The following is a 24,632-nucleotide window of genomic DNA, read 5'->3' on the forward strand; positions in this document are numbered from 1 at the left end:
GTGAGCATGTGTTTCATGAGCGGTTGACCGCCTTTCAACAGCGGATGCGGGAAGCTGCAGTCACGGTAAGAACGCCGTTGCAACCAAGGATTCCCAGCAATGAACAAAGACATCATTTCCGGCAAGTGGTCGCAGCTGAAGGGCAAGGCCCAGGCCAAGTGGGGCGATCTGACCAACGACGATTTCGATGTGGCCGAGGGCAATGCCGAATATCTGGCCGGCCGCCTGCAGGAACGGTATGGCTGGGCCAAGGATCGCGCCGAGAAGGAAGTCCGTGACTTCGAAGACAGCGTGCGCAAGGACTACCCGGACTACAAGTAAGCAGCCGGCGGTAAGCGGTTCCCCCACGTCGACGCCCGCACCCTCTGGTGCGGGCGTCGTGCTGTCAGGGACTCAACGTGTCGGCGGATCCGGCACGTAGCGGTTCGGAAACGCCTGCGGCTCGCGCGGCAGGCGCGAAGGCGGGTCGAGCACGATGCCGCGTGCGCGCAGCGCGCGTGCGCTGTCGTAACGCAGCTGCACGACCTGCGCCGGCGTGCGGCTGGCCCGTTCGAATGCGGTATCACGCACCGAGGAGCGTTCGCGCGCGCCGTGACCGGTGCCCAGCGACGGTGCCTGCGACCGCGCTGAGTAGCCGTCCATGCGGCTGGCGCTGGCGTCCGCAGCGGATTCCGCAGCGGCCGGTGCCGGGGCGCCACGGCGCAGCAGCGGCTCCGGTCGGAGCGGCCAGCGACGGGCCTCCTCGAACACCGCCGCGCCGATCACGCCGATGTAGTCCGCACGGCCGGTACGGCTGGCATAGCTGCCACTGGGGCTGCTGAAGACGAACTGCGCGACTTCATCCTGGCTCTTGCGCCAGCCGGTGATGTCGGCGCGCTGGCCGGGGTTGAGCACATAGCCGGTCTGCGACGGGTCGGCATCTTCGCCGGAGATGGCATTGATGCCATCCACCGAGAGCACCACCAGCACTCGCCGCGGGCTGTCGTTGTACAGGCGTACCGCATAGCGATGGCCGCGCTCGCCCGCCACCCAGCGCTGTCCATCGGCTGCATGGCTGCGCAGTTCGGTGCCGCGGTCGCGGTCGATCAGGGTCATCCGCACAGGGCCGTCCTGCGGCATCGGCGGTGGCGGCGGAACCGGGCGGAAGCCGGCCAGGGGCAGGATCAGCAGCAGGGGCAGCAGGCGTTTCATGTGGGAACTCCGGTGGGCTCGGGTGAATGAACGACCCGCAGGCCCTGACGGGGTTGGCCGTGGGCACGGTAAACTGGTTCCGTTCATCGAAGGTTTCCCCACGCAGTCATGACGACCCGAGTCCTTACCGGCATCACCCCCTCCGGCACCCCCCATCTGGGCAACTACGTTGGCGCCATCCGTCCGGCCATCGCGGCCAGCCGCACCCCGGGGATCGAGAGCTTCTTCTTCCTGGCCGACCTGCACAGCCTGATCAAGGCGCAGGATCCGCAGCGCACCCAGCGCGCGACCCTGGAGATCGCAGCCAGCTGGCTGGCCTGCGGCCTGGATCCGGAACACGTCTGGTTCTACCGCCAGAGCGACATCCGCGAAACCACCGAACTGATGTGGTTCCTGACCGCGATCGCCAGCAAGGGCATCCTCAATCGTGCCCATGCCTACAAGGCAGCGGTGGACAAGAACCGCGAGGAAGGCCTGGACGAGGATGCCGGCGTCAGCGCCGGGCTGTTCATGTACCCGGTGCTGATGGCTGCCGACATCCTGATCTTCAAGGCCAACCAGGTGCCGGTCGGTCGTGACCAGATCCAGCACATCGAGATGGCCCGCGACTTCGCCCAGCGCTTCAATCACGTCTACGGCAGGGAATACTTCCCGCTGCCGGAGGTGGTGATCGATGAGCAGGTGGCCACGCTGGCCGGCCTCGACGGCCGCAAGATGAGCAAGAGCTACCACAACACCATTCCGCTGTTCGCGCCGCGCGAGGAGCTGAAGAAGCTGGTGTTCTCGATCCTGACCGATTCGCGCGCACCGGGTGAGCCCAAGGACACCGAGGGCTCGGCGCTGTTCCAGATGTACCAGGCCTTCGCCACGCCGGAGCAGACCGCTGCTTTCGCCCGGGCATTCGCCGAGGGCATCAGCTGGGGCGATGCCAAGCAGCAGTTGTTCGAGCGCATCGACGGTGAGCTGTCACCGTTGCGCGAGCGTTACAACGCGCTGATGGCCGAGCCGGAAAAGATCGAGGCGCTGCTGAAGCGCCGTGGCCAGCAGCTGCGCGAGACGTTCGCGATGCCGCTGCTGGATGAGCTGCGGCACGCCGTGGGGTTGCGCGACCTGTCCACCGCCGGCGACATCGCCAGCGAGGATGCCGGCGCTGCCCGCGTGGCGCCGCCGCAGTTCAAGCAGTACCGCGAGAAGGATGGTCGCTTCTACTTCAAGCTGACCGCCGGCGACGGCACGCTGCTGATGCAGAGCATTGGTTTTGATTCGCCGCGCGATGCCGGCCAGCTGATCGCCGTGATCAAGCAGGCCGAGCAGGGTGATGCGCTGCAGAGCGAGCTGTTCAAGCTGGAGGCGGAGGTTGACGCGGTCCTGGCGGCACTGGCGGTGCTGCGCGAAGATGCCTGAGCGGAGGGTGCTGTAACGCCGGGCCCATGCCCGGCGGCGCTACCTGATGCACCCCGCCGGGCATGGCCCGGCGCTACCGATGGATGTGGAGCCGGGCATCGGGCCCGGCGCTATGAAAGGAGTCTGCGATGGCGTGGTTGTCGCTGCTGCTTTTCCTGCCCTGGTTCGTCGTGCTGGGCAGCCTGTACTGGCTGTTCCCGCGCCAGCCGCGCACAACGCGGCGGCGCCTGTTCGATGGCCTGGTGCTGTTGCTGGCCTTTGTTCTGAGCATCGTGGCGATGCTGTGGGGCCACCACCTGGGCCTGGTGCAGACCGACGCGGGGCCGATCTGGCCGCAGGTGCTGGCGGTGCTCTATGCCTACGGCGCTTTCCTGGCGGTGCTGGTGCTGGCACTGCTGCTGCGACCGCGATGGTTGTAGTCCCGGGGCAGAGCGCGTGCCTCCGACCAAAGCTGCATCGAACCGGTCCTGCCTGCACGCCTACCATGGACGCCTGATTCCGATTCCGCCAGGTGCGTGCCGATGATCGCCGACCCCAGCATCCACACCATCGATACCGGCTTCCAACGTCCCGACTTCGATGCCGCCTACCTGATCGTCGAGAACGGGCGGGGCGCCTTCGTGGACTGTGGCACCGGCCTGTCCGTGCCGGCGATGCTGCGGGCGCTGTCCGATGCCGGCCTTCAGCCCGACGCGGTGGACTGGCTTCTGCTGACCCATGTGCATCTGGACCATGCCGGCGGTGCGGGCCTGTTGATGCAGCAGCTGCCCAATGCCCGGGCCGTGCTGCATCCGCGCGGTGCGCCGCACATGATCGATCCGACCCGGCTGATCGCAGGCGCCACCGCGGTCTACGGCGCGGAGGAGATCGCACGCAGCTATGGCCGCATCGAGGCGATTCCCGAGCACCGCGTCGTGGTGGCCGAGGATGGCCATCGCCTCGATCTTGCCGGACGCGAACTGCTCCTGCTGCATACGCCCGGCCACGCACTGCATCACTACTGCGTATGGGATGCGCGCAGCCGCAGCTGGTTCACCGGCGATACCTTCGGTATCTCCTACCGCGAACTGGACAGCGCGCAGGGCGCCTTCATCTTTCCGACCTCTTCGCCCGTGCAGTTCGATCCCGAAGCGATGAAGGCGTCGATCCAGCGCATGCTCGACTACGATCCGCAGTCGATGTACCTCACCCACTATGGCCGCGTGGAGCAGGTGCAGCGGCTGGCCGGCGACCTGTTCGAGCAGATCGATGCGATGGCGGCGATCGGCCGCCAGTGCGACGAGCGGCCCGACCGCCATCGCTGCCTGCTGGCGGCGCTGCAGGCCCTGTACCTGGAGCGCGCGCAGCAGCATGGCTGTGTGCTGGATGACGCAGCGGTGGTGGCCGTGCTGGCCATGGACATCGAGCTCAACGCGCAGGGCCTGGCCTGCTGGCTGGATCGAGAGCGCCGCTGACGGAGCGGGACTGCGGCCGGCACTGCTGTCACGTTACACTCTGATGACTTCCCATCCTGCCGTGGTATTGCCGTGAACCCGATGCGCGTGTTGCTGCTGTCGTCCTGCCTGTTCGTGGGTGGCCTGGCCCAGGCGGCCAATGACCTTCCCGGCGGCGGTATCGACCCGCAGGCGCTGTCGCGCCACGTGCGTGTACTGGCGTCGGACGAATTCGAGGGCCGCGCTCCGGCCAGCGAAGGCGAAGAGCGCACCGTGCAGTACCTGATCGAGCAGTTCCGCAGCTATGGCCTGCAACCCGGCGGCGTGGACGGCAGCTGGGTGCAGCCGGTGCCGCTGGTGCGTGCGCAGCTGGAGGGGGCGGCCACGGCCAGCCTGGCGTTGAAGCAGGGCCGCCGCGCCCTGGTCAATGGCGTGGATGTGACCCTGCAGAGCCTGCAGCCGCGCGCCCGGGTGCAGATCAAGGATGCACCGCTGGTGTTCGTGGGCTATGGCATCGACGCACCGGAACGCCATTGGAACGACTACAAGGACATTGATCTGCACGGCAAGATTGCCGTGGTGCTGATCAATGATGCCGATTTCGAGGCCGACGCTCCCGGCGCGTTCGATGGCAAGGCAGTGACCTACTACGGCCGCTGGACCTACAAGTTCGAGGAGGCTGCGCGCCGCGGTGCCGAAGGTGTGCTGATCGTGCACGAGACCGCACCTGCGGCCTATGGCTGGGCGACGGTGAAGAGCTCGGGTACCTCGCCGTTGTTCGATATCGAGCGCAGCCAGGCCGAGGCAATGGCCCAGCACACACCGCTGCGCGGCTGGATGCAGCGCGAGCTGGCCGAGGCGATCTTCGCCGACGCCGGCCTCGATTTCGAGGCGGAGAAGCGCAAGGCGATGCGTGCCGACTTCCGTCCGGTGGCCCTGGACAACGCGCGGCTGAGCGTCGATTTCGCCCTCAAGCGCGAGCAGGTGGTGACCCGCAACGTCGTGGCCAAGCTGCCGGGCGGCGAGCACGGCGATGAAGCGGTGATCTTCTCGGCGCACTGGGACGCTTTCGGCATCGGCCAGCCCGATGCGAAGGGCGACCGCGTGCGCCGTGGCGCCATCGACAACGCCACCGGCGTGGCCACCGTGCTGGAACTGGGCCGGGTGTTCGCGGCCGGCCCGCAGCCGCAGCGCACGCTCTACTTCGTGGCGCTGACGGCTGAAGAAAAGGGATTGCTGGGGGCCAGCTACTACGCTGCGCATCCGCTGGCGCCGCTGGACAAGACCGCTGCCGTACTGAACATCGAGATGTTCAGCCCGGACGGGCCGACCCGTGACATCGCTTCGTGGGGCAAGGGCCGGGTATCGCTGGAAGGCGACCTGGAGCGGGTGGCCAAGGCACGCGGCCGCAGCTACAGCCCGGACCCCAACCTGGAGGCCGGTTTCTTCTACCGCGCCGACCATTTCGCCTTCGCCCGGCTGGGTGTACCGGCGATCACCATCGGCCCGGGCCTGGACAAGCTGGACGGAGGCGTGGAAGCAGGGCGCGCGCTGCGCGAGAAGTACTTCGCCGACTGCTATCACCAGGCCTGCGACGCGTGGACGCCGGGCTGGGATCCCAGCGGTCATGCCGCCGATACGCTGCTGGTCTACGACCTGGGCGCGGAGCTGGCCAACAGCCGGCGCTGGCCGACCTGGGAGAAGGACTCCGAGTTCCGCGCTGCCCGCGACAAGAGCGAGGCGGCACGCCGCTGACGGCTAGCGCCTGCGCAGCAGCGTCCAGGCACCCCATGCACTGGCGGCCAATGCCGCCAGGTAGCAGGTGATCATGGTGCCGAGGCTGACCGTGCGCAGGCTGCTGAAGCGGCCGAGCAGGTTCATCCGCAGCGAGCTGTGACCGCTGCCCAGGTCCACTGCCAGCTGCACTGCCAGCGCGGTGGCGAAAACCAGAAGGGCGATGCCGAAGCCGGTGCGTGGCCAGCGCGCCTGCGCGCCCGGGCGTCGCAGCAGCCAGGCCAGCGTGGTTGCCACCGCCAGCAGCAGGGCGGCCCACATCAGGGGCGTGGCGGGAGATGCGGCAGCCACCGGCATTGCACCGGTGGCTGCCATCAGCACGGCATCCTTACTTGCGGGTGCCGTCGAGCCAGTTCGGGCCCTTGTTGGTGAGGAAGAACACATAGACCACCAACGATACCGCGATGGTGGCAGTGACATAGATGGCGAACCAGTCCACGTGGCCGGTCTTCAGCGCGCCCTGGTACAGCAGCGGGGCCGTACCGCCGAACAGCGAGTTGGCCAGCGCGTAGCCCAGGCCCACGCCCAGTGCCCGAACGTGTGTCGGGAACAGTTCGGCCTTCACCACGGCGTTGATCGAGGTGTAGCCGGTGAGGATGACGAAGCCCAGCGCCAGGGTGAGGAAGGCGAGGGTGGCATCGTGCTGGTGCGGCAGCTGCGTGATCAGGTACCAGCTGTACAGCACGCCGCCCACGCCGAAGAACACCAGCAGGCTCTTGCGCCCGATGATGTCCGACAGCCAGCCGCCGACCGGCTGCAGCACCATCAGGAAGGCCAGCACGCCCAGGTTGATCAGGGTGCCGGTCATCGGGTCGTCGCCTGCGAAGGCGCTCTGGATCATCTTCGGGCCGTTCACCGAGTAGGTGTAGAAGGCAATGGTGCCGCCGGCGGTGATCAGGAAGCACAGCAGCAGCGGGCGCCACTGGTGCACGAACAGTTCGTACATCGAACCGGATTTCTTGGCCTTGCCTTCGCGCGCGGCCTCGATCGAGGATTCTTCCAGCGACTCATCCATGCCACGGCGCAGCCAGAACACCACGACCGCGGCGATGCCACCGATGCCGAAGGCGATGCGCCAGCCGAACTCGGAGATCTCCGGCTTGCCCCAGAAGTTCAGCATCAGGAACAGGGTCAGCTGGGCCAGCACATGGCCGCCGACCAGGGTGACGTAGTGGAAGGAGGACAGGAAGCCACGACGGCCCGGAATGGCGGCCTCGGACATGTAGGTGGCGCTCGCGCCGTACTCGCCACCGGTGGCGAAGCCCTGCAGCAGGCGCGCGAACAGCAGGATGATCGCCGCCCAGATGCCGATGCTGGCGGCAGTGGGGGTGATGGCGATGATGAAGGAGCAGAACGCCATCAGCGTGACCGATACGGTCAGGGCCAGGCGACGGCCATGGCGGTCGGCGAAGCGGCCGAAGAACCAGGCACCGATCGGGCGCATCAGGAAGGTCGCGGCGAAGATCGCCCAGACGTACATCGTGGAGTTCTTGTCTTCCGGCGAGAAGAACTGCGACTCGAAGTACACGGCGAACACCGAGTACACGTAGACGTCATACCACTCCACCAGGTTGCCGGCGGAGCCTTTGAGGGTATTGGAGATCGAGCGGCGCAATGCGGCGCCGTCGTTCGCGGGAACAGCAGGGTGGGGCGTGGTGCTCATCTGGGCGGGGATCCTCGATGCGATAGCGTCCGTGCGCGGAAAGACCGGTGTCAGGGCGCGAGGCGTGCCGACCAGACTCCTGGGAAATGCCTCCCACGTCAACGCCGGATAGCGGAGCAGACGGGACCCAATAGGATGCCAAGAGGTAGGGCCGATCGACCATAACCCAAACGTCCTATGACCACGGCCTTGACCCCAGGTCCCATTCTTACCGAACCGGGGCAGCCGGAGAAGAAATTGTTTCAGCAGGCGCAACAATCGCCTTCTGAAATGATCTTTCAGCGCAGAAGCGTAGAGTCAGCGCGCTGACCGCCAGCCAACCCAGAGACAGCAGGAGCTCCCACGTGGGTACGTCGACGTAGAGCATGCGCACCGGCATGGCTGCCATTGACGTGAAAGGGATGTGCGATAGCAGCTGCATGAAGCCGCCTTCCGGGGCGCGCATTCCGCCAAGGCCGATGATGATCATCGTCAGGGGAAAGGCCGCCAGACTGTTCCGAAAAGCTGAATGAGGACTTCGGATGACTGCAGCACAGGCCGCGAAGAACCAGTTCCATAGCGTCAGGCCCAGCAGGCAGAACGCGAACAGGCTAGCCAGGAACGCAGCAAAACCGGCTGTCGGCAGGATCTGATCCCCAAGCGATCCCTGAAACAGAATCCAGCCGACGAGTGAGTAAGTGCCATATACAGCAATGGTTTTCAGGCCATGAAGAATTGAGGACGTCACCTTGCAGTCAAGCCAGAAGCATGCAGGGACTGCACTTAGAATCATCTCTGTAGCATGGCCGAAGCGCTCGCCGAGGAGTCCGTTGAAGAGCATGCCCAGGCATCCCAGAATGGAGAGTGTTGTCAGCACCACGAGCGCAATCGAAAGCGCAGCCAAGGGCCCCTGCTGTCGAAGAGGGTGGCCGTCGAAACCCACTACCCGAATAGGCGGCCTGCTATCGATGGCCTGCAGCTCAATCGCCGTGACCCCGAGTGACGCCAGTTCATGCCGGCGCTGAAGCACGCCAAGCGTGATGCTGAGCTCGTCGAGCCAGCTGGGAGGCCGCGCGACGTGCAACGTATATCCGCTCTCATCCTTGTTCAGAACCGGGTGACGATGGGCGATACCCTGCGGCATCTGATCAGCAAATGCGAAGCGCCCCTCGCGCAGGCCAGCCAACGAGGTACCCTCTGCAAGCAGCGTTACCGTGGATGATGCTTCTCTCGTGACTATTGAATCACTCACCAGCTTCAATAGCGCAATCACCACGAGGAGAAGAAGCCCTACGAGCTCGCCGCGCACGTCAAGGTGTCGTCGGAACTCAAACAGAGTGACCGCTGCGAAGCGCCGCATACTCATTTGCCCGCCTTCGCGCATTGAGGCAAAGCTGAGGCTGCGAAGAACTGGCGATGAAGCTGACCACCTGACGGGCCACTCTGCACCGCTTTCAAATGCTGATTCTCAAGAATGAACACACGCGTCGCGATGCGTTCGAGGAGATCGAGGTGATGAGCGGACAGCACGACGCCCGTGCCCTCTGACGCAGCCTGTACTATCAGATTCGCAACGGCAATCTGGTTGGCAGGATCCAGACCTGAGAAAGGCTCATCCAGAATCAGAATTCGCGGCTCGTGCAACATGCAGGCTGCTAACTGAAGCTTCTGCAGATTTCCCTTGGAAAGGCTGGAGACCCGATGCGGGGCCCGATCAAGCAGTCCGACTCTGTCCAACCACAGCCGGCACGCATGCGTTGCACCGGCACTGTCCAATCCCCTGAGTCGAGCCCAGAATCTGATGGTTCTGTCCACGGTTACTTCGCTGAAGAGGCTTCTGGACTCTGGGAGATAACCGATGTCGGAGTGTGAGAGTGGACGGGATGCCGAGTTCGCAGTGAACAGGACCTCTCCGGAGTCGGGAGGTATCAAGTTACAGAGTATCCGGAACAGTGTCGTCTTTCCCGCGCCGTTCACACCGATGATGCCAACAACATCGCCAGGGGAGACCTGCAAGTCCACATTGCTCAGTATCGTCCTTTGGCCGTAGCTCATGCATATCCGGTTAGCCGTCAACATGGAGGGCTCCTTCTTCAATTCTTGAAGCAATCTGTCGTGCTCTTCCCCGCATGAAGCTGCTCGAGCACCTTCTTACGAGGCCAGTCAGATTCAAGGCGTCTTGCGCCGATTGGCTGTGGGCAATCAGAGCCTCCAGGGCCGCCATTCGCACTCGCTCCATCGGATGACTTCTGAAAATGTCCATGAGAATTTCTGGAGCTTGTCCATCTGAAGATCCAGCGGCAATCATGAACATGGTCGAGGCACTGGACCTGTTGATGACGCTGGAGATCGTTGTCGCTTCAGGTGAGAACTCATACTGATTCATTGTTACGCTGCGTAGCGAGTGCTCCATGATGTTGACGCTTATGGAGAAGCGCTCCGGAGGAATCTGTCTGTGGACATCGGTAAACGCCCGGTACAGGAGAATCTCTCCTTCGGCGAGGCTGCTGGATTCAGTGTGGACAAGATCGACCTTCTCTCCCGGGATGCCTGTGACACTTGAGTAGTCGTACTCGAAGTAATCACTTCCGTAACCTGGGCCCTGATAGCCAACAGTCAGAAAATTGAAATTGTGGTCATGTGGCACGCCATAGAAGAACGCCCCGTCGCCGCTGGCTGAAAGAATGTCGTCCTGCGACCCAGGCCAGAAGCAGGCGCGAATGAAGTAATTCTGGCCTGCCCGCTGTGGCGGATGCAGCATGAAGACCTGTGGCGTATAGTCATTTCCGGCCTGGATGTTGCGATTGTCCTTTAGTTCTTCGCAGATCAAGTCGGACAGGAAGGTGCGATTGTTGCTCAGACGCTTGAGCATCGGCGCGACGTCGAGCATAGACGCATGGTCGCGCGGATCGAAGGGCTCCTGTTGCAGATGCTCGACCAGATCGCTGAGATTGATGGCGGTTGAATTCGTGTCATTTACGCGAATCGGCATGTTTGGATTCATCCTTCGGCAAGGCATTCCGCGGCGAGACAGCGGATCTCAGCGTCTTCGTCCTGCTCTTTCATTTCTGTCAGGCGTTTAAGGGCAGCGTCCGCATCCACGGAGGAAAGCGCACGGAGAGCAGACCAGCGAACAAAGCTGGCGGAATGGTGTGAGATTTTGATCAGCGCTTCGACATTCCCTGTTCCAGGAATGCTGGCAAGGGCTGTGGTCAGGACTTGGAGGCGGGAGTCTTCGACATTGGCAGCGCTGAGGCCGACAAGCGAGCCCGATTTCAGCGAAAAGTGCTGCGTTGCGTCGGTTCTCGGAAGGTTCGAAAGGCACACGATCATCGTCAGCGCGTGCGGCTGCGGTAGCAAGTGCATGCCTCGTCTTCCACCCTTGAGAAAAATATGTTCGCTGGAACTTGCCGATCGGAAGATGGGCTCGCTCAGAGTGGGAGATGTGCCGCTTTCGGTTTCAACATCGAATACCCGATACTGGCATTCTTTGGCTTTGACAAACAGGATCAGTGAATCCGCACCGTTTACTGTGATGCCTGTTTCCAGCCCAGTTGCCGGCCTTGGCTCTGAATGGAGGACCTGCATGTAATGAACCTGGACTGCATCGTCCTTGTAGAGAACCATCCCATGCAGCGGGGTCTTGGTGAAGAATTTTCCAGGGCTCACGTAGAGAGCACATTCTGCGTGGAGTCTACATTCGTCCAGAAGGTAGGTCTGCAATATGTCCGGACTGAACTGCTCACAGATGGAAAGCATGTTCCGCTCATTCACGGCTGCATCACCGCGGTCTTGGAGTCGAGACGAATAAGTTCGTACACGGGCCAGGATGCCGGACTCTTCCAACACGGTGTTGAGAGGCGTACGGCTGGCATGCAGAGAGATCAGTCGGTGCAGTTCTGTGGGACTGTCGGCAAGTTCCAGCATCAGGTCGGCGCGTTCCATCCATTCTTCCTTGTTGTGGGCCAGTGGTCCCTGGCCCACGTGGTTATTCACCTCGGGTGAATGCCTCGGTTGACGAGAATTCCAACGACAATGCCAACCCCGGCGCATGCAGGGCCTGTCGTTTCGATGAGGGCGCAAGAACCATACATCCCGACGGTTCTGGTCTGATTCGGCAGAGATTTGAGTTTCATCAGCTAGGTCTCACACAGGAAGAACAGCAATCACAACCGCAACCGCAATCGTGATGGGCTCCAACGGGGAACAGAGGTGGGGTACTCCAGCCAAGGCGACGGGTTGCGTCAGGGGCGGTGGTTTCAACATCCAGCTTCTCCAGAATTGGGTTCGGTCTGCCCGCAACGTTGCGGGCAGGGCAGTTTGTGCGCCACCGAGGCGTGACATTTACCGACGTGCGTCTCACATTGATCAGCTCTGTCCGCAGACGTCAGAGAACGTCGAATCAGGGCTGCCATAGAGCGCCTGTTGCTCAGATTCCGCCAACGACACGGTGAGGGGATACCCGCCCGCTCTGTAGGTGAAAATCAGCTTGTCGAAATCCGGGGTGATTTCCGTCAGGGGAACGTCCTAGAATCCGCCTTCCCCCGGTCCCTTGGTGCGTCATGTCGGCTCCCCCTGTTCCGTCTGCGGCTGCCCCCCGGGGCGGCCTTGTCGTGTTGGCGCTGCTGCTGGTCTACGTGGTCTGGGGCTCGACCTATCTCGGTATCGCCAAGGCCCTGCACGGCGGTGCGCTGCCGCTGACGATGGTTTCTGGCAGCCGCTTCATCATCGCCGGGGGCCTGATGTACCTGGCGCTGCGCCTGTTCTGGAAAATGCCGAAGCCGACGTTGCGGCAGTGGCGCAACCTGGTGCTCATGGGGGTGACCATGCTGGTGCTGGGCAACGGCATGGTGGTGCTGGCCGAACGCGATGTGTCGTCCGGCCTGGCGGCCACGGCGGTGGCATCGGTGCCCCTGTGGATGGCGCTGTTCTCGGCGCTGCGCGGCCAGCACGCCAGCCGTGGCGAATGGCTGGGCATCGCCATCGGCTTCCTCGGCGTTGTCTGGCTGAATGCGGGCAGCAGCCTGACGGCGACGCCCACCGGGCTGGTGCTGCTGCTGATCGCACCGATCGGCTGGGCCTTCGGCTCGGTGTGGGCGCGCGGCCTGGACCTGCCTGGCCCGTTCATGACGGCCGCCGGGCAGATGATCTGCGGCGGCGTGCTGCTGGTGCTGATCGGGCTGGCGGTGGGTGAGCGGCCCACCACGCTGCCCGATACCGGTGGCCTGCTGGCCATGGCCTATCTGTGCGTGTTCGGCTCGATCGTCGCGTTCACGGCCTACGTGTGGCTGCTGCAGAACGTACGCCCGGCGCTGGCCGGCAGCTACGCCTACGTCAACCCGGTGATCGCGGTGCTGCTGGGCGCAGCTCTCAACAGCGAACGCTTCGGCTGGCGCGACGTGCTGGCGATGGTGGTGATTCTGCTGGGCGTGGTGGTACTGACAATGGCAAGGACGCGCAAGCGATGAGCATCGACGAGACAGAACAACGCCGGGGCCTGCTGGTCACCGCATCCACCTTCGTGCTGTGGGGGCTGGTGCCGGTGTACTGGCACCTGCTCAATGAAGTGCCGTCGTTCCAGATCATCGCCCATCGCATCATCTGGAGCACGGTGCTGGTGGTGGCCTGGCTGCTGCTCAGTGCGAAACTGGGCTGGTGGCGCAAGATCGCCGCCCAGCCGCGCGCGCTGCCGATCCTGGCGGTGTCGAGCCTGACCATCGCGTTCAATTGGGGCCTGTACATCTGGGCCGTCAATGCCGGCCACGTGATCGAGACCAGCCTGGGCTACTTCATCAACCCGCTGGTGAACGTGCTGCTGGGGGTGCTGGTGCTGAAGGAACGCCTGCGCCGGCTGCAGTGGGTGGCGGTGGGCATGGCGGCGGTGGGCGTGGCCTGGCTGACTCTCGACGCTGGCACGCCGCCGTGGATCGCGCTGGGCCTGGCCTGTTCGTTCGGCCTGTACGGCCTGCTGCGCAAGCTGGTCTCGGTCGATCCCGTAGCCGGGCTGGGCGTGGAAAGCCTGTATCTGTTCCTGCCTGCGCTGGCGTTCGCGGTCTGGGCCGAGAATGGCCACGGTGGCGGATTCTTCAGCGGCTGGGGCCTGCGCAACGATCTGCTGCTGATCTTTGGCGGCGTGGTCACCGCCGTGCCGCTGATCGGTTTCGCCTACGGTGTGAAGCGCATCGCGCTGTCGCTGGTGGGCATCCTGCAGTACATCGCACCGAGCCTGCAGCTGCTGCTCGGCGTGTTCTTCTTCCACGAATCGTTCGACATGGCCAAGGCCGTCGGTTTCGCAGCGATCTGGGCCGGGCTGCTGCTGTTCATCGGTGACAACCTGCGCACGATGCGGGCGGCAAAGCGCTGAGCCGGAAAGCAACGCGGGACGGAGCACCGGCCCCGTCCCGCGTCCGCGCCGCCTCCGCTGGCGGCGCACGCATCAGGTTTCGCGCAGTGCCGTGGTGATCGGCAGGCGGGCGGCGCGCAGCGCCGGGAACAGGCCACCGACCAGACCGATGCCCAGCGCCCACTTCAGTCCCGTCCACAGCAGTTCCGGCGATACGTGGAACTTGAACACCACCGCGCTGAAGTTGCTGCCGATGGTGGACACGCTGTAGCCGTTGAACAGCAGCCACGCCACCGTGCAGCCCAGCAGGCCGCCGAGCAGGGCCAGCAGCATCGTTTCCAGCATCACCGCGGTCACCACCGGCAGTCCGCGGAAACCAATCGCGCGCATGGTGGCGATTTCGCGCGCACGCGTGGCCACGGCGGCATACATGGTGTTGAGCGCGCCGAACACCGCGCCCACCGCCATGATCGTACCGATCACCTTGCCGAGGATGTCGATCAGCTTGGTCAGGCCGCCGCCCTGCTTGCTGTAGTACGCACGGGTGGTTTCCACGTCCAGCTTCAGGCGCGGATCGGCGGCGACGGCGGCCTTGAACTGATCGAAGCCCGGCTTGCCCTCGGTACGCACGCTGATCGACTGCCAGGCACTGCGCTGGTACGTGGTGGCCAGGGTATCGGCGTCGGTCCACAGTTCGGAGTCATGCGCATCACCGGTGGCGAACACACCGACCACCGTCCAGGTCTGGTTGCCCAGGGTGAGCGTCCTGCCGACCTCCATGTCGCGGAACTGGCCCTTGGCGCCCTGGCCGACCACGATCTCGCGCAGGCCGGTGGCGAACTTGCGGCCTTCGATGATCTTGACCTTGTCATGCACCGCCCACGCCTGCGGCCCGACGCCACGGAACTGCGCGTTGACGTCGGTACCGTCGGACCTGGAGACCAGGTTGACCACCTGCGAGAGTTCAGGCGACAGCAGCGGCCGTCCCTGCGCATCGCGGCTGATGCCGGGCAGGGTGGACAGGGTCGGTACCTGCTCGCGGGTGATGACCGAATTGGTTTCCGCCTGCGAACCACCGCGCAGCACGATGGCGGTGGTGTCATCGCCGGTGTTGCTGAGCGTGGCCTGGAAGCCTTCGCCCATCGCCAGCATCGCCACCAACACCCCGACCACGCCGGCGATGCCCACCACGATCACCGAGGACGCCCCCCAGCGCTGCGGCAGGCTGGCGATGCCGATGCGGGTGGCGGCCAGGGCCAGCCGCCCGCTGCGGGTCAGCGCCAGCCACAGCCCGACCAGCATCGCCACGGCAAGCACGCCCACCCACGGCAGGCCGATCCATACCGCCAGGCCGATTGCCAGCGCCAGCACGGTCACCGTGTTGCCGAACCACTTCTTGAGCTTGTTCTTGAACATGTCGGTGTCCTCCTCAGCGGCCGGCCAGTGCGTCGACGATCTTCAGGCGCTTGGCGCGCAGCGCCGGCAGCAGGCCGACGACCGCGCCGATCACCACGATCAGGCCCAAGCCCATCAGCCAGGTCGGGGTGGGGATGTGCGGCGGCAGCAGGCCCATGCTCTTCGGTCCGATGGCGGGCAGGATCAGTGCCGCCAGGCCCATGCCGATCAGGCCACCGAGACCGATCAGCAGCACCGATTCGATCATCACCAGTATCAGCACCGTGCTGTCCTTGAAGCCCAGTGTCTTCAGCGTGGCCAGCTCCGGCACGCGCTCGCGTACGGCCTGCGCCATGGTGTTGCCGGTCAGCAGCAGCAGGGTGAAGAACACCGCGCCCATGATCGAGGTGACGATCATGCCGATGTCGGCAAACTGCTTGACGAAGGCCTGCTGGAACGCCGATTCGGTCTGGGTCTTGGTTTCGTGGTCGGAGTTGGCGGAAATCGCATCGATGGCCTGTGCCACCCGCGAAGAATGGTCGGGGTTGTCGAGCGTCACCGTGTACCAGCTGACCTGGTTCTTGATGTAGTCGTTGGACTCATCGAAGTATTTCCAGTTCATCATCAGCTGGCGCTCTTCGTTGGAGGCCTGCGCCGGATCCTTGGAACGGAAGATGCCCTTCAGTTCCAGCGGCCAGTCGTTGCTGCCGCCGCGCGGGAAGATCGTCGCCTGCAGCGGGATGGTGTCGCCGACTTTCCAGCCGAACTGCTTGGCCAGGGTCTCGCCGACGATCGCACCGGTGCGGGTGTTCTTCCAGTCTTCCAGCTGCGCCGGGTCGATCTGCAGCTCGCGGTAGACGTCGAAGTAGTTGGGCGATACCGAGAAGTTCGGGAAGAAGTTCTTCGGATCCTGGTAGATGCCGCCGAACCACATGCCATAGGCCACGTCGCGCACGCCCGCCACCTGGCGGATCTGCGTTTCCAGGCGGATCGGCAGCGACTGGGTGATCGACAGGCGCGAGGCCACCACCAGGCGGTTGGCCCCTTCCACACTGCCACCGGAGGTGAATGCCACGCGCACCGAGTCGAGCATGCCGAACAGCAGGAACGCGGCCACCACCGACAGCAGGGTCAGCAGGGTCCGGGTGCGGCTGCGGAACAGCTGCGCCCAGACCAGAGAGAAGTATTTCATCGCTGTGGCCTCCGTCAGTGGGCCAGCGGCGCGTCGGCCAGCTCGCCCTTGTCCAGGTGCACCGTGTGCGTGGCGTACTCGGCGGCCTTCGGGTCATGGGTGACCATGATGATGGTCTTGCCGTGTTCGCGGTTGAGCTGCTGCAGCAGGCCCAGGATCTCCTCGGCGGACTGGCGGTCGAGATCGCCGGTGGGTTCGTCGCAGATCAGGAAGGTCGGGTCGGAGACGATCGCACGGGCGATCGCCACGCGCTGCTGCTGGCCGCCGGACAGCTCGTTGGGACGATGGTTGCGGCGGTCGGCCAGGCCGACCAGGGTCAGCGCGATCTCGGCGTTGCGGCGGCGCTGCGCGGCATTGAGATGGGTCAGCAGCAGCGGCAGTTCCACGTTCTTCTGCGCGGTCAGCATCGGCATCAGGTTGTAGAACTGGAACACGAAGCCAACGTGGTGGCTGCGCCAGGTCGACAGCTGGCCACCGCTCATCTGATCGATGCGCTCGCCTTCGATGCTGATCTCGCCGCCGCTGGGATTGTCCAGGCCACCGATCAGATTGAGCAGGGTGGTCTTGCCTGAACCGGACGGCCCCATCAACGCGACGAAGTCGCCGCGGGCGATGTCCAGGTCGATGCCGTGCAGCACCTGCACCTTCTCGGGGCCGCGCTGGTAGGTCTTGGTGATGTTGCGCAGTGAAACCAGGGTCGACATGGGTGGTTCTCCACGTAGGCGGGAAACGGGGACGCACCCCGGCCGCCGGCCGGGCATGCGTGGAACGGTGTTGTCGTCGAACGGTGCCGCTGGCGGCGCCCCGGAAGGCGCCCTGCCGCTACTGCGCTTGTTTCTGCTGGACCCGGGTGCCATCGCGCAGGGTGTCCGGCGGGTTGACCACCACCAGCTCGCCGGCATTCACACCCTTGAGCAGCTGGCGATCCTTGCCCATGGCCTGGCCAGCCTGGACCGTGCGCTGCTGCACGCGGTTCTCGTCGCCGAGCACGAAAGCCACCGATGCACCCTCGCGCTCGACCACCGCGCCTGCCGGCACACGCACGCCCTGCGGCTTGGCTTCAGCCTGCGGCGCCGCCTGTTCCAGGAAGCTGACCCGCACGCCCATCTCCGGCACGATGCGCGGGTCCTTCAGCTTCAGGGCCACACGCACCTTCACCGTCGCCTTGCCCCGGTCGGCGGTGGGGATGATGGCAATCACCTCGGCCGGAATCTTCCATTCCGGATAGGCATTGAGGATGGCTTCCACCGGCATCTTCGGTTGCACGCGGCCGATGAAGGCTTCGCCGACCTCGACCTCGATCTCCAGCGAATCCATGTCGACGATGGTGCCGATGCCTGTGCGGGTGAAGCCACCACCGGCCGACAGCGGCGAGACGATCTCGCCCGGCTGTGCCGCCTTGGCCGTGACCACGCCGGAGAACGGCGCACGCACGATGTTGTTGTCCACCCCAAGGTCGGCGATCGCCAGCTGGTCGTTGGCCACCTTCACGTTGCGCTGTGCGGTTTCCAGCTGCGCGCGCAGGCTGTCGCGCTGGGCCACGGCCTGGTCGTACTGCGAGCGCGAGACCAGCTGCTGCCCGACCAGCGCCTGCAGCCGGCTGGCCTCTGCCGCCGCCTGCCTCTGCTGTGCCTCCAGTCCGGCCACCTGGCTGCGTGCGGCCTGCAGCTGCGAGGCATACAGACTGCGCTGCGCGTCGGCATCGATCGGGTCGAGGGTGGCCATGATCTGTCCCGCCTCCACGCGCATGCCTTCCTCGATCATCACCTCGCGCACCTTGCCGGTGATCTTGGCCGACACCGTAGCCATGCGCCGGGCGACGACATAACCACTGGCATCGAGGACCGAGCTGCTGGCGCTGCCCTGCTGGATGGCGACCGCCGGTGCGGTTTCCACCTGCACGGCCGGAGTGCGGCCGAACAACGCGAAGGCGCCTGCGGCCAGGAGCAGCACCACCGCGATCACGGCGATCCACAGCCAGCGGCGACCGCTGCCACCACCACCAGAGGCAGGCGGCGGTGACTTGCGTTCGATACGGAGTTCCTTCAACAGCTCGGCAGAAGCGTTCATTCGTTCCATCACAGGCGTTCGGGCGGGTGTGACCGGAAGGGCGGACAGCGGCGGTTCCGGCAGTGGAGCGTGCGGCACAGCATGACGGCAGGCACGGGGATGGCGGCAGTGACAGCTGTCATCCGATGACCTTGACGGTGGCAACTGCGAAACGTGACCAAGGGGGCGCAGGATGGCAACGTCCCCGCTACCGGTACCGCCCATGGCTCCGATCGCCCCGTCGCTGGCTGGCCTGCAGCAGGTGCAGGTGCGCCGTAACGGCGCCGGCAAGAGTACCGCGATCAGCGGGCTGTTGCGCCTGCGCAGGCCTGGCGGAGGGCAGCGCACGCGGCCGGCAGGGCCGTGCTGGCGCGCCCGCGCCTGCGCAGGATCGGCTGAACTGGCATGATCGGCAGCGATCGTTCCCGCCTGGACCCTCCCGTGTCATCGAGCTGGCTGGCCTCCCTGCTGCGCCCTGCGCCGGACTCGGCGGTCGCCGACACGCTGCGGCGTGGCAAGTCGCCCTGGAGCGAGGCAATCCATCTGCTGTGGTCGGTGTGGATCTTCCTGACCCCGCTGCTCGGCCATGGGTTCACCCTGCGCTGGCTGCTGCTGACCCTGGCCAGCTACCCGCTGTTCCTGCTGCTGTACGCCAAGGTGCTGGTATCGCCCCGCCACCACGCAAGCCGTTATGCGCTGGGTCTGATTGCAATGGCCCTGGTCCTGCTGCCCTGGTATCCGTCCGGGCTGACCTACTTCGTGTTCGGCTGCGTACTGATGCGGGTCAGCGGGCGCGGTGGCTGGTGGCGGTACCTGCTGCAGTTGACCGGCCTGAACATCGTGTTCTGCGTGGTCGCGCTCGCGTTCGAGTATCCCTGGCAGAGCCTGGTGTGGATTCCGGCGGTGTCGTACATCGTCGGCCTGGTCGTCAATGTCGAGGCGCTCAACCAGGAGAAGGAGGCGGCCCTGCAGCTGTCGCAGGAGGAAGTACGTCGCCTGGCGGCGACCGCTGAGCGTGAGCGGATCGGTCGCGACCTGCACGACCTGCTGGGCCACACCCTGTCGCTGATCACGCTGAAACTGGAGCTGGCACGCAAACTGCACGATCGCGGCGACGCGCGCGCGCGGCAGGAGATTGGCGAGGCCGAGGCCATCGCCCGCGAAGCGCTGGCGCAGGTGCGCAGTGCGGTCACCGGCATCCGGGCCAGCGACCTGGCCGGGGAGCTGGCCTCGGCGCGGCTGCTGCTGGAGTGCCAGCAGGTGCATCTGCAGTACGCGCCGCCGCCGCCGATGCCGGTGGAGGTGGAGCGTGGCCTGGCGCTGGTCCTGCGGGAGGCCGCGACGAATATTGCCCGCCATGCACAGGCGACACAGGCGCGGGTGGACTTCATGAAGGAAGGAAAAGTACTGGTGATGCAGATCCGCGATGATGGCCGGGGTGGCATGCAGGCCGAGGGCAATGGGCTGAGCGGGATGCGTGAGCGCACTGCGGCGCTGGGCGGGTATCTCACCGTGCAGTCTCCGCGCGGCGAGGGCACGGTGCTGAGCGTGCGCGTGCCGCTGTCGGCGGCCACTGTCCCGTTGCCGCCCGCTGCACCCGCGCCGGTGGCGCAGGACGGCGCGGCATGATCCGCATCCTGCTGGCGGAAGACCAGGCCATGGTGCGCGGCGCACTGTCCGCATTGCTCAGCCTGGAGGCGGACATCGAGGTGCTGGGCAGCGCCGCCGATGGCGAGGCCGCCTGGCGCATGCTGCAGCAGCTGAAGCCGGACATCCTGGTGACCGATATCGAGATGCCCGGTCTGTCAGGGCTGGAACTGGCCCAGCGCATCGCACGCCACGAACTGCCCATCAAGGTGGTGATCGTGACCACCTTCGCGCGCGCCGGTTTCCTGCGCCGCGCGCTGGACGCAGGCGTGCTCGGCTATCTGCTCAAGGACGCGCCAGCGGAGAACCTGGCCGATGCACTGCGCAAGGTGAAGCAGGGCGTGCGTGCGATCGACCCACAACTGGCACTCGATGCCTGGTCACAGGCGGACCCGCTGACCGACCGCGAGCGGCGCGTGCTGCGCCTGGCGGGCGAAGGACGGACTGCCAGCGAAATCGCCGAGCAGCTGGGGTTGTCGCACGGCACGGTGCGCAACTACCTGTCCGAGTGCATCGGCAAGCTGGGCGTGGCCAACCGGATCGAGGCGTACCGGCTGGCACGGCAGAAGGGCTGGCTGTAGCGGAGTGGCTCGACCCTTTTGAGCCGAGCCATGCCCGGCGGCTCCCGAGGGGTTCCCTGGCCCACGAGCGATCGACAGGCCGCAGTCGCGTCAGTCCTTCCTGCGCGCCATCGCCTGGAACACGCCATCGCGGCGGACCCACAGGTGGAAGAGGGCGGCACCGACATGCATCAGCACCGTGGCGAACAGCACGTAGGCCAGCAGGCTGTGCGCGCTGCGCAGTGCTGCATACAGTGCCGGTGTGTGCGGCACGATCGGTGGCAGGTGCAGTCCGCCCCCCAGCACGATGGGGTAGCCTCCCGCGGACAGCATTGCCCAGCCCACCAGCGGCATTGCCAGCATCAGCGCGTACAGCATCCAGTGCGATGCCTTTGCCGCCATCACCTGCCACACCGGAAGATCGGCCGGCAGCGGCGGCGGCCGATGGCGCAGGCGGTTGTACAGGCGCAGCAGCACCAGCACGCCGATCGCGATGCCCAGCGGGCGGTGCAGGTCGAGCAGCATCGGCCGCAGGTGCAGCGAGGCGACCATGGTCACGCCGATGAACAGCATGGCGATGATCATCACCGCCATCGACCAGTGCAGTACCCGCGCCAACAGGTTGAAGTGGCCATTGCCGGTACTCATCGTGCAGCCTCCTTCGGTTGCGCTGCCGCTCCGGCCGCGCGCTCGCGCTCGCGCCGGTTGAACGACTGCGAATAGACCGCCGACCGCGCGGCCAGGATCGGATCATCACTGCCGCGGATGCCGCTGGGCAGGATCAGCGGGTCGAAGTTCAGCTCGCCGCAGGCGCCCTGTTCCTGCGACTGCATGCGCTCCAGGCTCAGCACGCCTGCCACCACCGTTTCCCGCGCGTCCGGCCAGGGTACCGACGGGTCATCGATGGCGTCCCCCGGTTCGGCGATGCTGACCACCAGGTCCCATTGCACCGGGCCGGCCGCCAGGCGGCGCTGCAGGTCCTGGCTGAGGAAATCGACATCGGCGCGCTTGCGGGCGTCGGCATCAAGCTCGGCGACCGGCGTGCGGGGCTGCCATTGCCAGCGCACGGCGCGTCGCTGGCCCTGCGCATTGGTGAACCAGAAGCTGTTGACGCTGTTGAAGCGGGTATTGGCCCAGCTGTCGGTCCACGGCGCGGTCCGTGCCCATTGCTGGAACGCCTGCGCGCTGGGGTACTTCGCCAGCACCGCCGCCATCTTCTGCGGGTCGGGCTTGCCGGTCGCCGGATCGGGGACCTGCGCCTGCGTCTGTTCGAAGAAGGCCTCCGCCGTCGGCACCGCGAAGAACGGGAAACTGTTCATCGCCATCCGCCATTCCTGGCCATCGTCGCTGACCAGCTGCAGGGCGATGCTGCGCACCCGGGCGCTGCCATCGGCCCCATGGGGATCGCCACCACCGATCGACAGGCGGCCCAGCACCGGTACCCGGGCCTGCGAGAACACGCGCGCGCTGGACAGCGTCGGCGCCTGTGCACTGGGTGCGAACCAGCCACTCACGCACACGCCCTTGCTGTGCGCACGGCGGAACCCGGGATGGGCCGGGCCGGTGGCCTCGATGGTGTCGGTGAAGCGTTGCGCGGTGAGGCGGTGGCCGACCCAGCCGGCCAGCCAGGCAAAGCCCAGCGTGATCCCGCCAAGAATCAGGGCGATCAGCGCGATCCAGGGCAGCGGCGAATGCCTGCGCGGTGTGCGCGGCCCCTGGCCGGCGCGGGTGTAGCGGAAGAGCGACATGGTCGGAGTCCTGCCTTCACGGAATGTGTGGGTGGTCGACCGACACATCCTCGCAGAACCCGACCGTGGCCGGAATTCAATTTTTCGTCACAACTCGGTGGAGCGGACCCCTGTCCGGCTCCACCCGCGCATCGGCTGCGCTCAGGCGTAGCGTGCCTTCAGCATCGCCCAGGCCGAGCGCAGGGCCAGTGCTTCGCCGCCGGCCGGGCGGCCCGGCCGTTCGCCATCGTTCCAGGCGTACACATCCAGGTGCGCCCAGCGCTGGCCATCCTCAAGGAAGCGCTCCAGGTACAGCGCGGCGGTAACCGAGCCCGCCATGCGCGAACCGGCATTGGCCAGGTCGGCGATGCCGCTGCTCAGGTAACGCAGGTAGGGACGCCACAGCGGCATGCGCCAGACCGGGTCGCGCGTTTCATCTCCGGCCTGCAGCCACTGCTGGGCGACGGTGTCATCGTTGCTGAAAAGTGCCGGCAGGTCCGGGCCCAGCGCGATGCGCGCAGCGCCGGTCAGGGTCGCGAAGTCCAGAACCAGGTCCGGCTTCTGCTCAGCGGCGAAGGTCAACGCGTCGCACAGGATCACACGGCCTTCGGCGTCGGTGTTGTCGATCTCCACGCTCAGGCCCTTGCGGGTGGCGATGACTTCGCCCGGACGGAACGCATCCGGGCCGATCGCGTTCTCCACCGCCGGCACCAGCAGGGTCAGGCGCACCGGCAGCTGCTGGGCCATCACCAGTCCTGCCAGGGCCAGCGCGTGCGCGGCGCCGCCCATGTCCTTCTTCATGTTGCGCATGCCATCGGCCGGCTTGATGTCCAGCCCACCGGTATCGAAGCACACGCCCTTGCCGACCAGCACCAGCGCAGGATCCGTCGCCTTGCCCCAGCGCAGCACGACCAGGCGCGGCGCGCGATGCGATGCGCGGCCGACGGCATGGATGGCCGGGAAATTCTGCGCCAGCAGCGCATCACCGGTGATCGCTTCGACCTCGGCGCCGTGCGCCGCTGCCAGCGTGCGTGCGGCCTCTTCCAGCTGCTGCGGACCCATGTCCTCGGTGGGCGTGTTGACCCAGTCGCGCACGCGCAGGCTGGCGGCGATCAGATCCGCCACTTCCCCGGTCGGTGCGGCAACCAGCTGCGCCGGGTGCCGGTTGCGCTTGCGGTAGCGGTCGAAGCGATAGCTGCCCAGGCCCCAGCCCAGCTGCAGCAGTGCCTGCTCGCTGGCCGGCAGCTCACTGGCGAGCTGCCACACGCTGCCTTCGGGCAGGGCGTGCGGCGCGTGCGCATAGCTGTAGGCATCGCCGCGATCGCCCACGCCCATCACCGCACCGGCCAGACCCTCGCTGCCGGGCAGCAGGGCGATGCTGTGCGAGCCGGCGGTGAAGCCCTGCGAGGCCAGCCAGGCCTGCGTGGCGGCCGGCTGCCCGGCGTTCCAGCGGGCGAACTGCTCGCGATCCAGCACGTACAGCGGCAGTGCGGCAGAAGTGTCGGCGGTGAAGCCCGTGATCTCGCTCATGCGTCAATTGCTCCGGGGTGCGGTGGCGCCGAGGTTGGCGTCCAACCAGTCGGCCAGGCCGGTGAGGGTGTCGAACTGCAGGTCGGGCTGCAGCTGCGGATGGGTCCAGGTGGCGGCGTCGCGGTTGATCCAGCAGCCGCGCAGGCCGGCGGCGATGGCGCCGGCCACGTCCATCTCGATGTGGTCACCGACATGCAGCACCTGCGCCGGGGCCACGCCCAGCCGGGTACACGCGGCATGGAAAATGCTCGCCTCCGGCTTCGCCGCGCCATGTTCGCGCGCACCCAGCTGGAAGGCGAAATGATGGGCCAGCCCGATCCGCTGCAGGTCCGCATTGCCATTGCTCAGCGCGGCCACCGGTACCCGCGCGGCGATACGCGCCAGGGCATCGAGGGCATCGGGATAGCACTCCACCTGGTTGCGCGCGGCATAGAACGCTTCGTAGGCCGGCTCCAGCAGGTCCAGGCTGGCGCCGCTGTTCTGCAGCGCCTCACGCAGCGTCAGCCGGCGCAGCGCGCTCAGGTCATGATGCAGATGCGGGTTGTCGCGGAACGAGCGCTCGCGCAGTTCGCGCATCGCCGCCAGCGGATACATCGCGGCGGTGGCCGGGCTGTGTTCACGCATCCAGTCGTGCAGCACCTGGTCGATGCGGGCGCCGATCGGTGCGAACGGCCACAGCGTGTCGTCGAGGTCGAGGGTGATGGCAAGGACGGGGAAATTCACCC

Annotated in this window: 25 protein-coding genes; 10 read left to right on the forward strand and 15 right to left on the reverse strand. The window is 65.9% G+C overall.

The annotated features are described in order from the left end of the window. The first annotated feature begins 99 nt into the window (after positions 1 to 99). Positions 100 to 321 carry a CsbD family protein gene (locus tag ABE543_RS10505; protein ID WP_019661831.1) on the forward strand — a complete coding sequence of 74 codons (222 nt, stop codon included), beginning with the start codon at positions 100 to 102 and terminating at the stop codon, positions 319 to 321. Positions 322 to 393: 72 nt separating this feature from the next. On the opposite strand, the gene ABE543_RS10510 is transcribed toward ABE543_RS10505, so the two are convergent. Then, positions 394 to 1,191 (reverse strand): hypothetical protein, encoded by a 798-nt coding sequence (locus ABE543_RS10510; protein ID WP_346475663.1) that lies wholly within the window; start codon positions 1,189 to 1,191, stop codon positions 394 to 396. A 108-nt stretch (positions 1,192 to 1,299) separates the two neighbouring features. On the opposite strand from ABE543_RS10510, the gene ABE543_RS10515 reads away from it, so the two are divergent. The 4 genes from ABE543_RS10515 (at position 1,300) to ABE543_RS10530 (ending at position 5,783) form a co-directional block, all read left to right on the forward strand. After that, positions 1,300 to 2,595, forward strand: coding sequence for a tryptophan--tRNA ligase (locus tag ABE543_RS10515; protein WP_197572246.1), 1,296 nt, complete (start codon positions 1,300 to 1,302; stop codon positions 2,593 to 2,595). Between the two features lie 128 nt (positions 2,596 to 2,723). After that, entirely contained in the window at positions 2,724 to 3,014 is a 291-nt protein-coding gene (locus ABE543_RS10520; RefSeq protein ID WP_053520144.1) for a hypothetical protein, read from the forward strand. A 102-nt stretch (positions 3,015 to 3,116) separates the two neighbouring features. Further along, positions 3,117 to 4,049 carry an MBL fold metallo-hydrolase gene (locus tag ABE543_RS10525; protein ID WP_053520143.1) on the forward strand — a complete coding sequence of 311 codons (933 nt, stop codon included), beginning with the start codon at positions 3,117 to 3,119 and terminating at the stop codon, positions 4,047 to 4,049. Between the two features lie 81 nt (positions 4,050 to 4,130). Next, positions 4,131 to 5,783: a M28 family metallopeptidase gene (locus ABE543_RS10530; protein WP_128987916.1), complete on the forward strand. Its 1,653-nt coding sequence runs from the start codon at positions 4,131 to 4,133 to the stop codon at positions 5,781 to 5,783. 3 nt (positions 5,784 to 5,786) lie between these two features. Here ABE543_RS10530 and ABE543_RS10535 read toward each other — a convergent pair whose 3' ends face one another. The 6 genes from ABE543_RS10535 to ABE543_RS10560 all read right to left on the reverse strand — a co-directional run bounded on the left by ABE543_RS10535 (position 5,787) and on the right by ABE543_RS10560 (position 11,409). After that, the gene (locus ABE543_RS10535) at positions 5,787 to 6,137 is read right to left on the reverse strand and encodes a hypothetical protein (protein ID WP_346475664.1); all 351 of its coding nucleotides are present in this window, start codon (positions 6,135 to 6,137) and stop codon (positions 5,787 to 5,789) included. A gap of 13 nt (positions 6,138 to 6,150) precedes the next feature. Next, positions 6,151 to 7,485 (reverse strand): MFS transporter, encoded by a 1,335-nt coding sequence (locus ABE543_RS10540; protein ID WP_180876914.1) that lies wholly within the window; start codon positions 7,483 to 7,485, stop codon positions 6,151 to 6,153. A 208-nt stretch (positions 7,486 to 7,693) separates the two neighbouring features. Beyond that, positions 7,694 to 8,830 carry an ABC transporter permease gene (locus ABE543_RS10545; protein ID WP_053516554.1) on the reverse strand — a complete coding sequence of 379 codons (1,137 nt, stop codon included), beginning with the start codon at positions 8,828 to 8,830 and terminating at the stop codon, positions 7,694 to 7,696. Further along, entirely contained in the window at positions 8,827 to 9,543 is a 717-nt protein-coding gene (locus ABE543_RS10550; protein ID WP_053516553.1) for an ABC transporter ATP-binding protein, read from the reverse strand. The genes ABE543_RS10545 and ABE543_RS10550 overlap by 4 nt, the downstream gene beginning before the upstream one ends. Further along, entirely contained in the window at positions 9,530 to 10,456 is a 927-nt protein-coding gene (locus tag ABE543_RS10555; protein WP_197572369.1) for a transposase, read from the reverse strand. The genes ABE543_RS10550 and ABE543_RS10555 overlap by 14 nt, the downstream gene beginning before the upstream one ends. A gap of 8 nt (positions 10,457 to 10,464) precedes the next feature. Continuing rightward, positions 10,465 to 11,409 carry a HEAT repeat domain-containing protein gene (locus ABE543_RS10560; RefSeq protein WP_346475665.1) on the reverse strand — a complete coding sequence of 315 codons (945 nt, stop codon included), beginning with the start codon at positions 11,407 to 11,409 and terminating at the stop codon, positions 10,465 to 10,467. A gap of 617 nt (positions 11,410 to 12,026) precedes the next feature. Here ABE543_RS10560 and yedA point away from each other — a divergent pair. After that, a complete protein-coding gene (gene yedA, locus ABE543_RS10565) occupies positions 12,027 to 12,932 on the forward strand; it encodes a drug/metabolite exporter YedA (RefSeq protein ID WP_111186490.1) in 906 nt (301 codons plus the stop codon). Beyond that, positions 12,929 to 13,828, forward strand: a complete 900-nt coding sequence (gene rarD, locus ABE543_RS10570) for an EamA family transporter RarD (RefSeq protein WP_053516550.1) — start codon at positions 12,929 to 12,931, stop codon at positions 13,826 to 13,828. The genes yedA and rarD overlap by 4 nt, the downstream gene beginning before the upstream one ends. Before the next feature lie 72 nt (positions 13,829 to 13,900). Here rarD and ABE543_RS10575 read toward each other — a convergent pair whose 3' ends face one another. The 4 genes from ABE543_RS10575 to ABE543_RS10590 all read right to left on the reverse strand — a co-directional run bounded on the left by ABE543_RS10575 (position 13,901) and on the right by ABE543_RS10590 (position 18,464). Then, a complete protein-coding gene (locus tag ABE543_RS10575; protein ID WP_346475666.1) occupies positions 13,901 to 15,223 on the reverse strand; it encodes an ABC transporter permease in 1,323 nt (440 codons plus the stop codon). A 13-nt stretch (positions 15,224 to 15,236) separates the two neighbouring features. Next, a complete protein-coding gene (locus ABE543_RS10580) occupies positions 15,237 to 16,394 on the reverse strand; it encodes an ABC transporter permease (RefSeq protein ID WP_053516548.1) in 1,158 nt (385 codons plus the stop codon). Positions 16,395 to 16,408: 14 nt separating this feature from the next. After that, the gene (locus tag ABE543_RS10585) at positions 16,409 to 17,098 is read right to left on the reverse strand and encodes an ABC transporter ATP-binding protein (protein WP_053516547.1); all 690 of its coding nucleotides are present in this window, start codon (positions 17,096 to 17,098) and stop codon (positions 16,409 to 16,411) included. A gap of 118 nt (positions 17,099 to 17,216) precedes the next feature. Further along, positions 17,217 to 18,464: an efflux RND transporter periplasmic adaptor subunit gene (locus ABE543_RS10590; RefSeq protein ID WP_197600111.1), complete on the reverse strand. Its 1,248-nt coding sequence runs from the start codon at positions 18,462 to 18,464 to the stop codon at positions 17,217 to 17,219. A gap of 202 nt (positions 18,465 to 18,666) precedes the next feature. Between ABE543_RS10590 and ABE543_RS10595 the strand changes: the two genes are divergently transcribed. Genes ABE543_RS10595 through ABE543_RS10605 form a run of 3 tightly spaced genes read left to right on the forward strand, consistent with a single transcriptional unit; the run spans position 18,667 to position 20,671 of the window. After that, complete coding sequence (locus ABE543_RS10595; RefSeq protein WP_065182016.1) at positions 18,667 to 18,852, forward strand: hypothetical protein; 186 nt, start codon at positions 18,667 to 18,669, stop codon at positions 18,850 to 18,852. After that, entirely contained in the window at positions 18,849 to 20,072 is a 1,224-nt protein-coding gene (locus ABE543_RS10600) for a sensor histidine kinase (protein WP_053516543.1), read from the forward strand. Before ABE543_RS10595 ends, ABE543_RS10600 begins: the two co-directional genes overlap by 4 nt. Continuing rightward, positions 20,069 to 20,671, forward strand: a complete 603-nt coding sequence (locus ABE543_RS10605; RefSeq protein ID WP_053516542.1) for a response regulator transcription factor — start codon at positions 20,069 to 20,071, stop codon at positions 20,669 to 20,671. Before ABE543_RS10600 ends, ABE543_RS10605 begins: the two co-directional genes overlap by 4 nt. A 90-nt stretch (positions 20,672 to 20,761) precedes the next feature. Here ABE543_RS10605 and ABE543_RS10610 read toward each other — a convergent pair whose 3' ends face one another. The 4 genes from ABE543_RS10610 to ABE543_RS10625 form a co-directional block, all read right to left on the reverse strand. Further along, positions 20,762 to 21,298 carry a cytochrome b gene (locus tag ABE543_RS10610; RefSeq protein WP_346475667.1) on the reverse strand — a complete coding sequence of 179 codons (537 nt, stop codon included), beginning with the start codon at positions 21,296 to 21,298 and terminating at the stop codon, positions 20,762 to 20,764. Beyond that, positions 21,295 to 22,398, reverse strand: a complete 1,104-nt coding sequence (locus ABE543_RS10615; RefSeq protein ID WP_346475668.1) for a catalase family peroxidase — start codon at positions 22,396 to 22,398, stop codon at positions 21,295 to 21,297. Before ABE543_RS10615 ends, ABE543_RS10610 begins: the two co-directional genes overlap by 4 nt. Positions 22,399 to 22,539: 141 nt before the next feature. After that, positions 22,540 to 23,907, reverse strand: coding sequence for a leucyl aminopeptidase family protein (locus ABE543_RS10620; RefSeq protein ID WP_053516540.1), 1,368 nt, complete (start codon positions 23,905 to 23,907; stop codon positions 22,540 to 22,542). A gap of 3 nt (positions 23,908 to 23,910) precedes the next feature. Continuing rightward, positions 23,911 to 24,630 (reverse strand): HAD-IA family hydrolase, encoded by a 720-nt coding sequence (locus tag ABE543_RS10625; RefSeq protein ID WP_053516538.1) that lies wholly within the window; start codon positions 24,628 to 24,630, stop codon positions 23,911 to 23,913. Positions 24,631 to 24,632 lie beyond the last annotated feature (2 nt).

This window comes from Stenotrophomonas sp. TWI169 (assembly GCF_039674705.1).
Lineage (GTDB): Bacteria > Pseudomonadota > Gammaproteobacteria > Xanthomonadales > Xanthomonadaceae > Stenotrophomonas > Stenotrophomonas maltophilia_P.

Coding starts and splice junctions, on each gene's coding strand:
- ABE543_RS10505 (WP_019661831.1), top strand. CDS start 100: ATGAACAAAGACATCATTTCCGGCAAGTGGTCGCAGCTGAAGGGCAAG.
- ABE543_RS10510 (WP_346475663.1), bottom strand. CDS start 1,191: ATGAAACGCCTGCTGCCCCTGCTGCTGATCCTGCCCCTGGCCGGCTTC.
- ABE543_RS10515 (WP_197572246.1), top strand. CDS start 1,300: ATGACGACCCGAGTCCTTACCGGCATCACCCCCTCCGGCACCCCCCAT.
- ABE543_RS10520 (WP_053520144.1), top strand. CDS start 2,724: ATGGCGTGGTTGTCGCTGCTGCTTTTCCTGCCCTGGTTCGTCGTGCTG.
- ABE543_RS10525 (WP_053520143.1), top strand. CDS start 3,117: ATGATCGCCGACCCCAGCATCCACACCATCGATACCGGCTTCCAACGT.
- ABE543_RS10530 (WP_128987916.1), top strand. CDS start 4,131: ATGCGCGTGTTGCTGCTGTCGTCCTGCCTGTTCGTGGGTGGCCTGGCC.
- ABE543_RS10535 (WP_346475664.1), bottom strand. CDS start 6,137: ATGGCAGCCACCGGTGCAATGCCGGTGGCTGCCGCATCTCCCGCCACG.
- ABE543_RS10540 (WP_180876914.1), bottom strand. CDS start 7,485: ATGAGCACCACGCCCCACCCTGCTGTTCCCGCGAACGACGGCGCCGCA.
- ABE543_RS10545 (WP_053516554.1), bottom strand. CDS start 8,830: ATGAGTATGCGGCGCTTCGCAGCGGTCACTCTGTTTGAGTTCCGACGA.
- ABE543_RS10550 (WP_053516553.1), bottom strand. CDS start 9,543: ATGTTGACGGCTAACCGGATATGCATGAGCTACGGCCAAAGGACGATA.
- ABE543_RS10555 (WP_197572369.1), bottom strand. CDS start 10,456: ATGCCGATTCGCGTAAATGACACGAATTCAACCGCCATCAATCTCAGC.
- ABE543_RS10560 (WP_346475665.1), bottom strand. CDS start 11,409: ATGGAACGCGCCGACCTGATGCTGGAACTTGCCGACAGTCCCACAGAA.
- yedA (WP_111186490.1), top strand. CDS start 12,027: ATGTCGGCTCCCCCTGTTCCGTCTGCGGCTGCCCCCCGGGGCGGCCTT.
- rarD (WP_053516550.1), top strand. CDS start 12,929: ATGAGCATCGACGAGACAGAACAACGCCGGGGCCTGCTGGTCACCGCA.
- ABE543_RS10575 (WP_346475666.1), bottom strand. CDS start 15,223: ATGTTCAAGAACAAGCTCAAGAAGTGGTTCGGCAACACGGTGACCGTG.
- ABE543_RS10580 (WP_053516548.1), bottom strand. CDS start 16,394: ATGAAATACTTCTCTCTGGTCTGGGCGCAGCTGTTCCGCAGCCGCACC.
- ABE543_RS10585 (WP_053516547.1), bottom strand. CDS start 17,098: ATGTCGACCCTGGTTTCACTGCGCAACATCACCAAGACCTACCAGCGC.
- ABE543_RS10590 (WP_197600111.1), bottom strand. CDS start 18,464: ATGAACGCTTCTGCCGAGCTGTTGAAGGAACTCCGTATCGAACGCAAG.
- ABE543_RS10595 (WP_065182016.1), top strand. CDS start 18,667: ATGGCTCCGATCGCCCCGTCGCTGGCTGGCCTGCAGCAGGTGCAGGTG.
- ABE543_RS10600 (WP_053516543.1), top strand. CDS start 18,849: ATGATCGGCAGCGATCGTTCCCGCCTGGACCCTCCCGTGTCATCGAGC.
- ABE543_RS10605 (WP_053516542.1), top strand. CDS start 20,069: ATGATCCGCATCCTGCTGGCGGAAGACCAGGCCATGGTGCGCGGCGCA.
- ABE543_RS10610 (WP_346475667.1), bottom strand. CDS start 21,298: ATGAGTACCGGCAATGGCCACTTCAACCTGTTGGCGCGGGTACTGCAC.
- ABE543_RS10615 (WP_346475668.1), bottom strand. CDS start 22,398: ATGTCGCTCTTCCGCTACACCCGCGCCGGCCAGGGGCCGCGCACACCG.
- ABE543_RS10620 (WP_053516540.1), bottom strand. CDS start 23,907: ATGAGCGAGATCACGGGCTTCACCGCCGACACTTCTGCCGCACTGCCG.